At 70.0% G+C, this 1925-nt stretch carries 4 protein-coding genes; 3 read left to right on the top strand and 1 reads right to left on the bottom strand.

Going from position 1 to position 1925, the window contains the following annotated elements; genetic code table 11:
- Positions 1 to 169: 169 nt before the first annotated feature.
- The 3 genes from BN903_RS14030 (at position 170) to BN903_RS17680 (ending at position 1431) form a co-directional block, all read left to right on the top strand.
- On the top strand, positions 170 to 544 hold the full coding sequence (locus BN903_RS14030) for a hypothetical protein (protein ID WP_048078321.1): 375 nt from the start codon (positions 170 to 172) through the stop codon (positions 542 to 544).
- An 84-nt stretch (positions 545 to 628) separates the two neighbouring features.
- A complete protein-coding gene (locus BN903_RS14025) occupies positions 629 to 1180 on the top strand; it encodes a hypothetical protein (protein WP_048078320.1) in 552 nt (183 codons plus the stop codon).
- A gap of 83 nt (positions 1181 to 1263) precedes the next feature.
- Positions 1264 to 1431 carry a hypothetical protein gene (locus BN903_RS17680; protein WP_195155822.1) on the top strand — a complete coding sequence of 56 codons (168 nt, stop codon included), beginning with the start codon at positions 1264 to 1266 and terminating at the stop codon, positions 1429 to 1431.
- Between the two features lie 72 nt (positions 1432 to 1503).
- On the opposite strand, the gene BN903_RS17675 is transcribed toward BN903_RS17680, so the two are convergent.
- Positions 1504 to 1925, bottom strand: a 422-nt coding sequence (locus BN903_RS17675; protein ID WP_369317837.1) for a hypothetical protein, incomplete at its 5' end; no start/stop codon positions are given.

The raw sequence follows: 1925 nt of genomic DNA, 5'->3' as shown, positions 1-1925 counted from the left end.
CCCGACGGAGACGATCGGCCCCCGAACGTTCACGCTCCCGCTCGGCGGCCGCCGCGAAAAACGCTGTCGGTGGCCGGGGTCGCTGGCGGCGGACCCCGGCCTCCGACCGGCGATCGGCCTCGACTCACCCCGACGCAACGGTTTTGTCGATACCCCGAGTGGGTGACGCATGACAGACGCCGGATCCGGGTCGGTGTTCCGCGCCGACGAGGTGCGATCGTGGGGCGCGCGCTACTGGTTCGGTCTGCTGTGTTCGGTCGGCGTCGCCGGGATCAACTACTACGTCTGGGCGCTGACCGGCATGCCCCAGTTCCTCGCGGTCGCCGGGAGCTTCGCGTTCGGCGTCGGCCTCTTTTTCACCCGGTTCTGGAACCCAGCGCTGTACCTCGTCGGTATCGTTCACGTCATCGCGCTCGGCGTCGTGTGGGTACTCGACGGCGGCACGTATCCCGTTATCGGACTAGTGAACGGCGCGTTCAGCGTCGGGGTGCTCCTGACGGCGTCGTCGCTGTTCCTCGCGGAGCACCGCGCGGCCGACGACTGAGGCGGTCGGACGCTCGTCGGATCGATCGGTCGGTCCGCCGGCACCGACACGCTCATGCGGTCGCCGCCGCTACCTACGGCCGACATGCGCGTACGAGACTGGGACGACATCCTCGCGGACGTCGCGAGCGACTCGACCGACCCCGACGGCTGGCGTGCCGTCGCCGGCTCCCGCCGCGGCGGCCTCGGCGAGGACCTCTACTTCGGCCACCCGAGCGTCGGTCTCTACCACCTGAAGACGTACGCGAAGAACCCCCGCGACCTCCGCGGCGTCGGGACGCGCGTCGCCCGCAAAGTGGACGACGAACTCGACCCGCTCCTCCCGGACGCCGAGAGCGACGGGCGGTTCGCGGTCCGGTCGGCCCCCGAAGACGAGGACCACGCCGAGGAGATGGCGACGCGGCTCACGGAGACGCTGCGGGTCCACGCCGAAGCGCCGACCGACCCCGACCACCTCTTCGAGGACGTGATGGAAGCGGTCGAGTCGCCCGCGTTCGGCCCGATGGAGTACGAGTTCGACGGGCGACCCGACGAGCTCGACGAGCTGTCGGACACCTTCGAGGACGCCGAGGAGCTGCTCACGTCGGAACTCGACGACCTGATCGACGAGGACGACGTCGACCGCGGGTTCCACTGAGCCGCGACGAACCCTGCGCCCCGTGGCCCGGGCGCGGTCGGGCCCGCCACATCGGTTTTGTCGCTCCGACGCCAACGTGGCGCATGGGTCTCAAAGAAGACACCGCGAACGGCGTGATATCGCTCGGCATCGGCGTCGCAGTCACCTGGTTCACGGCCTCCGACGGGGAACACGACACGACGGACCTTCTCGTCGCGGTCGCGATCAGCTCGTTCCTCTCGGGATTCTTCACGAGCTACTTCGCGAAGTAACCGCCGACCGGCGACGGCGGCCCCGGTCCGCCCGACGGACCGCGGCGTCCGACGGACCGACCGAGCCCCGCCTCAGATCGCCGTCACCCACGCCTTGTACGCCTCGTCGAGCTCGTACACCTCGCGGAAAGCGCGCTCGATGAACCCCGCGACGCGGTTCGCGTCCGACCGCGCGGTGACGACGGCGTTGGTTCCCTCGGCCTCCTCCGGACTGACCAGCTCGTCGATCCGGAATTCCGGGAACTCGGAGAGCAGCTCCTTCAGCCGGTCCAGCTCCTCGTCGGTACAGTCCAGTATCAGTTCCGTGCCCGCGAGCTGGATCCACGGCGGCACTTCGCCGCCCTCGGTGTCGTCGCTGTCGGGGTCGACGTCGACGGTCATCACGTCGCCGGAGCGCGCGCGGTGCGCGGCCGCGGCGTCGGCGAACAGCTTCAGCCGCTCGTCCTCGGTCGCGGCGTCGAATCGGGTCATACCTCCGCTCGGCCGCGACGGGG

It is taken from the genome of Halorubrum sp. AJ67 (assembly GCF_000513435.1).
The sequence above is the reverse complement of the archived record's forward strand: the minus strand, read 5'-3'. Positions and strand labels throughout refer to the sequence as shown.

What these genes read in the sequence shown, in the direction of transcription:
- BN903_RS14030 (WP_048078321.1), top strand. Translation starts at nt 170, where the DNA reads ATGACAGACGCCGGATCCGGGTCGGTGTTCCGCGCCGACGAGGTGCGA.
- BN903_RS14025 (WP_048078320.1), top strand. Translation starts at nt 629, where the DNA reads ATGCGCGTACGAGACTGGGACGACATCCTCGCGGACGTCGCGAGCGAC.
- BN903_RS17680 (WP_195155822.1), top strand. Translation starts at nt 1,264, where the DNA reads ATGGGTCTCAAAGAAGACACCGCGAACGGCGTGATATCGCTCGGCATC.